Here is a 7368-nt window from a genome sequence, read left to right as displayed (position 1 = left end):
GAGATTCAATTTTATTGCCATTGTTGTTTGCATCTTTTATCCATTTATGAATTGTGCTATCTGCATATCGGGCAGAGAAGTTCATAGAATACACCGATGGAGCAGAACCTCTGACAGAGATGGGTACGGACTTCATGCTGAAAATACTGGACCACATCAAGGTTTTTGAGGATGGAACATTGTTGGTGGTGTTCCTGGATGGAACGGAGATTGAATGTAAAAATGAAGAGGAATAAGAAAAAATGCCGATTGGGAGTTACGATTCCTGATCGGCTTTAAAAGTGTATCAAAAATAAATTAAAATAAAATTGATACAATAAGATTGACAAAACGTTGATAAAACAGTATAATTTTAATGTATCAAAAAAATAAAAAAAGAGGAAATGATATAAATGATAGTATATGAATTGATTCCTAAATTAATAAGAGCAGCATTAAATAATGATAAGAAGGCTGTAGAATCGATTTCTCTCATGATAGGGAGAAAAATAAAAAAAGAGTATCCTCAAATAGCATCGGAAATTATGCAAATAACCGCCAATAGCAGTGTGGGGGCTGACACATTGAGAACATTGGATTTGACTCCCGCTCCAGTTGATAGAGAAACTCGAAGCCAATTGGTGAAGGTAGAAGAACCGATAATGGTAGAAGAACCGATATTATCGCCAGAGGTTTGGCATCAACTAAAGGATTTTTTGCTAGAACGCAAATTGTTGGAAAGATTTTTGGAGGAGGATATTGTTCCACCTAATAGTATATTATTGAGCGGAAAACCAGGGGTAGGTAAAACGTATATAACAAAATGGCTTTCTTATAAACTTAATTTACCAATAGTGACGGTTGATTTGGCAACATCGATATCAAGTTACTTGGGTAGAAGTGGACAAAATATAAAAAGTATATTTGACTATGCTAAATCCCAAAATGTTATTTTGTTTTTGGATGAGTTAGATGCTATTGCAAAAAGAAGAGATGATATGGGAGATTTAGGAGAACTTAAACGGTTGGTAAATGTCCTTCTAAAAGAATTGGAAGAATGTCCGGTTACTTGTGTGATTGTAGGTGCTACTAATCACCCAGAGATATTGGATAAAGCAATATGGAGGCGATTCGACAGGAATATAGAAATCCCTATGCCTGGAAAGGAAGAACGCAGGAAACTTGTTGAGAGAACATTGGGTAATAAGTTCGGTGAGATGAAAAGTGATACAATAAAGTTCATTGTTGGAAATACAGAAACTGTTTCTGCTTCTGAAATTTGTAAACTATGTGAACATATAAAGCGTCAGATGGTGATGAATCGCGATGACAAGCCAGATATACTTGCTTTGAGAGAGTGCTGCCGCATAATTGAATTAAAAGATCGAAATGAAAAAGTTCAATTATGTAAGCGGATAAAGAATGAATTTCCAGAATTATCGTTGAGAGATATTTCAAATATTACTATGATTTCATCGGCATCAGTTGGAAGATATATAAAGGAGTGATGATATGGAAAAAGGAAAATATTCCATTATTGCAAATGGAGAATTATATGTAGAGCCGATTAGTAAAAAAATGAATTTTCCACCTAAAGAATGGCCGCATGATTATAACGACGCAAAAATAAATATTTGCAATGATTTGAATAATATCAAAAAGAAGATCGAAGATAAAGAAGAAATATTTTTGGATGAAAAAGTTCTGTGTATTCGATTGGAGCCTAAATTGGAAGCAAAATCATATGTTCCAGATTCTTTGATGATATCGAAAGACATGCAGATTATAGGTGGAAGAAAATATGCCTTTGTAGATGAAAATGGCGAAAAAAAAGATGCAAAATTGTATTTTGTCAAGACAAAAAATGCAGGAATAGATAAATTAGAAAAAACACTGAGAAATGGAAGTAAGGATACTGTCGAAAAATGGAGAAGACAGATACAGTCTATAAAGAATATAGACCTGCTAAGTAGCGAGGAGAAGGTTCAGGGATTGACAGAGGATTGGACGAAAGGAACAATAGAAATTGTTCTTCATCCTTTGGAAAATAGTGTCCAGAAAATGTTAGATGCATTTATGGAAATTTCAGGTTTATCTTCAAATGAAATGAAGATAAAAAGCTATGAAAAAGGTTTAACTTTTATCAGTGCAGTTTGCAATCGGGAAATAATAGCAGCTATTGAAAAGTTTAATCCATTGAGGTCTTTGCACCCTATGGGAGATATTGATCTTGAACCAATGCGAATGGTGCAGGAAGTGGAAGGGCCTAGGCCGGCAAAAAAGAAAATGCGTTCTAATATAACAGTAGGAATGTTTGATGGTGGTATAATTGAAGATCATGTCTTGTTAAAAGGTTATGCAAAGGAAAATGATGTAGTAAATACAACGGCCACATCAAATTCGTTACAACATGGGAATTCAGTGTGTGGAGCTATATTGCATGGTCACTTAGGTGGAAAAACTCCATCAGATGAATTGAAAAATCCCTCTGTATTCGTAGAGTCATTTAGAGTGTTGCCAGCTGAAACACAGATAACGAGTACACGAGATGCTGAATCGGTACATGGAATGTACGAAACTATTGATCAAATTGAAACTGTTGTAGCTGAACGTAAAGATATAAAATTATATAACTTATCATTTGGTCCTAAAGAACCGATTTTGGATGATAATATAAGTCGATTTACATATGCATTGGATCGTCTGACATATAATGTAGAGGAAGGAGAAATTAACCCGCTTTTTTGTACTGCTGTCGGTAATGATGGTAATAGAGGGGAGTATTTGAACCGTATTCAAACCCCGTCTGATATGGTAAATGGACTTGCGGTGGGAGCATATACATATAATTTGTTTGGTGAAAAAATCAGAGCAGATTATAGCAGTGTAGGTCCTGGAAGAGAAGGAGCGAAAACAAAACCTGATTTGTTAGAGTTTGGTGGCAGTCAGGAACGGCCGTTCATTGTTGTTGGAAGAGGTAATGATAAGGTTGGTATTAGTGCAGGGACAAGTTTGGCAACTCCTGTGGCAACGGGAAAAATTGGTCAGATGATGGCACATTCACCATCAATTACTCCACATTTGGGACGAACATTATTGATTCATAATGCGACCTCTATGTCTGGGGTGCGGGATAATGAATGTGGATATGGATTTGGTAAAGAGGATGTTGATGATATTTTAAAATGTATTGGAAATAAAGTGACAATACTATATTCGGGAGATTTGCCTGCTGCGAGTACGGTTAAATTACCTATTTTTTCACCTGGAGTTAATCAATCAACAGGAAATGTGAGTGTTATATGGACGATAACAACTATTGTTAATCCGGATATAACAGATACGGATGCATATACCAATAACTGTATAGAAGATACATTTTATCCTAACAGTGCGGTGTTTAACTTTTCGAAAAAAGGGAAAAAGACAATAAAGCTAAATCTTACAAAAACAGAAGATGCACAGCAGATGAAAAAATTATTGGAGCAAGGATATAAAATGTCGGAATTACCTGTAAGTGGTGCTGCAAAAAAAGATAAAAGTGAGAATGCACTTAGAAATAAAGATTTAAAATGGGATACTGTTATAAAGAAAACCAAATCTATGAGAGCAACATCATTGTTAAACCCATTTTTAACATTGCATGCGATTGAAAGAAATGGGTATGAGCATGAAAATATTAAGTATTTTGTAGCAGTTACTATTGAAGCCAAAGGGTATAAAGGAAATTTGTATGATAATATACTACAGACATACTCTAACTTGTTGCCGATAGAAATCTATAATGTGAACAAAGTTATGGTTCCTGTTGAATAAATGAGAAAAATCAATTGGAGTGTTTTCCGATTGATTTTTTTATGTATAATTATGTCATGAACAGTTTTTATATTATTATCCATGAGAGGTGCTAGTATGGGATATGAAATAGAGTTTAAATTAATTGATATAAAAGATATAAATAAAATTCAATGTGTCGAAGAAACAGAAGGTCCCTTTGGAGATGATGTTAAAGTTGTATGTAGACATGATATTACAGATGAATATTGCAAAACTATAATGCAGAGAGCAATGACGAGAATAGCTATAGAATGTGAGTGGCGTTATATTGGATGTACAGAAAGAATAGGTCATCATGAGTTTGAAGTATCAGGACCAGTAAATAAGTATATAGTAATATTCCAACAAGATACATATGAATGGAATGTGCAATTAACGGTAGAAATAGGATATAAGAATTCATGTCATAAAAGCGAACAAAGTTATGATGCTTTTTTGGAAAAATTGAAACTTGCTATTAAAAATAGCATGGTACGAGATTGGTATAAATGTGTGTGGATTAGTGATAGTCAATCTTTATGGTTATCAAGAGAAGTTTATTCAGAAATCTATATGGCAGAAAATGAACTTCGAGCATTTGTAAGTAAAGTGATGATTGATAATTTTGGGGCTGAGTGGCATGATAGACCAGAGTTTTCCAAGTTAAGTGCCAGTATTGAATTAAATGCAGATAATGTGAAAAGAAATGTTCCTAATTTTGCCAATATTGATGTGAATTTGTATACGGTCACTTTAGAAGGGCTGATGGATACTGTACAGTCAGATATATATACTGACGCCATGTCATCTGATTCAGAAGTTCAAAAGAGAATTAAAAGTAAAATTTTTTCAACAACCCAATTGGATAAAATGAAATCTGCATTGGATTTTCTGAGAAATCAATACACTAAAAAATACAATATTTGGGACAAGTTTTTTATTCCTTTTATTGATAAGCCGGAGGAATTCCAAACCTCATTAACAAGTTTTATAGCGAATAGGAATCATGTTGCACACAATAAATTGTTGGATTATTCCGCAAAAGAGAAAATGTTATATGACACTCATGCGTTTAGAGGTTATATAAAGGAAGCTGTTAGAAAATTCGATAGTGAAAATCGTTCTGAAGAAGTAGAAGAGACTTTGCAAGCTATAGAGGATCAAAAAGAATATGAACGAGAAGCACATTTAGAAATAGTACAGTCTGAAGCAGGAATATCAATAAGGGATAGAAAAAAGATATTGGCTTTATTTAGAGAAGTGATAAGGGATATTTATAGAGATATACATGAAATTCTATACTTTAATGAAGTGTTGGATGTTAACGAAATAAACTCTCTAAAAGATGAAATGGATGAACAGCTTTTGTTTACAATATTTAATGGACGGCAGGAACTTTTAAATGTATATGGACTGGTAGATATTGATGATTCTGAGGGAGCAACAAGTGTACTGAAAATAAGTGTAGTTGGAGGAAATGATGAAGATGTTGCTACTGAAAGTATTGAATACGTTAATGGCGAAGCGGAATACAACTTGGAGCAGACCAGTTATATGCCAGTAGTAAAAGATTCATTAGATGATGGCAATAAGGAAGCTGTCAAAGAGGCTGTTAATGAGTTTGTGCTAAGGATAATGGATGATTGCGAAACAATGGGATATAGCGAAGAAAGACGGGCGGAGGAAGACTGGGATGCAGATGCTGCTGACATTTTAGAAAACAGATAGATTATCATGTGGGGTAAAGGCTATCCCACCTAAGTGGAGTATATACTTTTTTGCAAAAGGTTTCAGTTTCGCTATTTAGTATAAGAAGTAACTTTCACCGCATGTTGAGTCAATTTGTCTTTTAAGTGCTAAATAAAATCGATACTTTTGTATCGTTAAAAGTGATGAGTGTATTCAATTAGTAACATTATTTAACTAAAAATGGAGGATAATTTTGAAAAAGAAAACTAAAGAAGTAACAACAAAATATACTTGGAAATTTTGGTACTTAGTAATTAGTGAAATAACACTTATTGTTATTTTTATTCTTCTGTTTGGTTTGTCTATTAAAGCACTTGTCCAAGATATTCAAATAAATACTTATAAATATAAATCTGAAGGAACAGTAACTGTTGCAGAATTTTATGGAAAAACATGGGTTTCTAATGGTTCAGATAGTGGTTCTTCAAGTAAGTTTAGTTATATGCATTATGTTATTCATTTTGATAAAGAAGTTGGTGGATATGATCAGTATGAATATAGCGCAAGCAATATGATTGCGACAGAAAGATATTTAGGTGATCGATATGTTGTGTTATTTAATAATAATGTTGATAATGCAATAATAATTCAAAAAGAAGATATCTTTATTGATAATGTTATTTTAGTGATATTTATTACTTTAATGATAATACTATTTCTTTTAAGAAAGAAAATATATTTAGGGTTTATTAGTTTGAATAAAAAGCAAGATAAATTTATTTGCAATTAGATACAGTTTAAAGAAAAAGATTTTATGAATTAATGGAAAATATTGATAAAATCTTTTTTTGTTTAATTGACAATTAAATGTACAAAAAAATGTATGATTTTTATAGTAAATTAAAACAGCTTGTATTACAATTGTTTTATGAAGAAGATAAGTAGGAGGGGTGTTTTTATGTATAAGATAAATGATTTATATGATTTAACACATAGTCAAGCAAAGGATTATTTATCAAAATATGAGTATCCTTGGCAAGCTTTAAAAGGAATTAAAGATTTTATTATTGAATTAGGAGAAACTTTAGGGGATGAATATCAAGAAGTGAATGAACATGTTTGGATTCACAAAGATGCTAAAGTTTTTGATAGTGCTTATATTGGTTCACCTTGTATTATTGGTGCAGGAACAGAAGTGAGACATTGTGCTTTTATCAGAGGAAGTGCATTAGTAGGGGAAAATTGTGTTGTTGGTAATTCTGTTGAGTTAAAGAATGTTATTATTTTTGATAATGTACAAGTTCCTCATTATAACTATGTAGGTGATTCTATTTTGGGATATAAGTCTCATATGGGTGCAGGATCAATTACAAGTAATGTTAAAAGTGATAAAACACTCGTTGTTGTAAAAGATAGATTTAATCACGAAGAGATTGAAACGGGACTTAAAAAAATGGGTGCAATGCTAGGAGATTATGTAGAAGTAGGATGTAATAGTGTTTTAAACCCTGGAACTGTTATTGGAAGAAATAGTAATATTTATCCATTATCTAGAGTAAGAGGCGTTGTACCAGAAAATTCAATTTTTAAGGAACTTAATGATATCGTAGAAAAGAAATAATTATTAGAGGCAATGTGATTTAAAAACATTGCTTTTTTATTGATATTATAATCATACATGTAATTAAAATTATAAAAATTTAAATTAGATGAGTATTTAAGTAATTAAAATAGCATATTGGTTATAAAGGGTTGATAAAAATTAAAAAAATGGTATGGTTTAAGTAAATATTCTATATGAAGAAAGGATAGAAAAAATGAATAAAAAAGTAAGAAAAGCAATTATACCAGCAGCAGGATTAGGAACAAGATTTCTACCAGCAA

At 32.2% G+C, this 7368-nt stretch carries 5 protein-coding genes; all 5 read left to right on the top strand.

Annotation, left to right across the window (positions count from 1 at the left end; all coding sequences use genetic code 11):
• Window positions 1-392: 392 nt before the first annotated feature.
• The 5 genes from LJD32_RS14165 (at window position 393) to LJD32_RS14145 (ending at window position 7105) form a co-directional block, all read left to right on the top strand.
• Window positions 393-1487 (top strand): AAA family ATPase, encoded by a 1095-nt coding sequence (locus LJD32_RS14165; RefSeq protein WP_227392714.1) that lies wholly within the window; start codon window positions 393-395, stop codon window positions 1485-1487.
• 4 nt (window positions 1488-1491) lie between these two features.
• Window positions 1492-3795, top strand: a complete 2304-nt coding sequence (locus LJD32_RS14160; protein ID WP_227392713.1) for a S8 family peptidase — start codon at window positions 1492-1494, stop codon at window positions 3793-3795.
• Window positions 3796-3891: 96 nt separating this feature from the next.
• Window positions 3892-5523: a hypothetical protein gene (locus LJD32_RS14155; RefSeq protein ID WP_118488753.1), complete on the top strand. Its 1632-nt coding sequence runs from the start codon at window positions 3892-3894 to the stop codon at window positions 5521-5523.
• Window positions 5524-5737: 214 nt separating this feature from the next.
• Complete coding sequence (locus tag LJD32_RS14150) at window positions 5738-6274, top strand: hypothetical protein (RefSeq protein ID WP_227392712.1); 537 nt, start codon at window positions 5738-5740, stop codon at window positions 6272-6274.
• Window positions 6275-6442: 168 nt separating this feature from the next.
• Window positions 6443-7105 (top strand): UDP-N-acetylglucosamine pyrophosphorylase, encoded by a 663-nt coding sequence (locus LJD32_RS14145; protein WP_119363876.1) that lies wholly within the window; start codon window positions 6443-6445, stop codon window positions 7103-7105.
• The last annotated feature ends 263 nt before the right edge of the window (window positions 7106-7368 follow it).

The organism is Faecalibacillus sp. TM498 (assembly GCF_020589955.1).
In the GTDB taxonomy this organism is placed as follows: Bacteria; Bacillota_I; Bacilli_A; order Erysipelotrichales; family Coprobacillaceae; genus Faecalibacillus; species Faecalibacillus intestinalis.
Note: the sequence above shows the minus strand (reverse complement) of the source record. Positions and strands in the feature narration are given on the sequence as shown.

What these genes read in the sequence shown, in the direction of transcription:
- LJD32_RS14165 (WP_227392714.1), top strand. Translation starts at nt 393, where the DNA reads ATGATAGTATATGAATTGATTCCTAAATTAATAAGAGCAGCATTAAAT.
- LJD32_RS14160 (WP_227392713.1), top strand. Translation starts at nt 1,492, where the DNA reads ATGGAAAAAGGAAAATATTCCATTATTGCAAATGGAGAATTATATGTA.
- LJD32_RS14155 (WP_118488753.1), top strand. Translation starts at nt 3,892, where the DNA reads ATGGGATATGAAATAGAGTTTAAATTAATTGATATAAAAGATATAAAT.
- LJD32_RS14145 (WP_119363876.1), top strand. Translation starts at nt 6,443, where the DNA reads ATGTATAAGATAAATGATTTATATGATTTAACACATAGTCAAGCAAAG.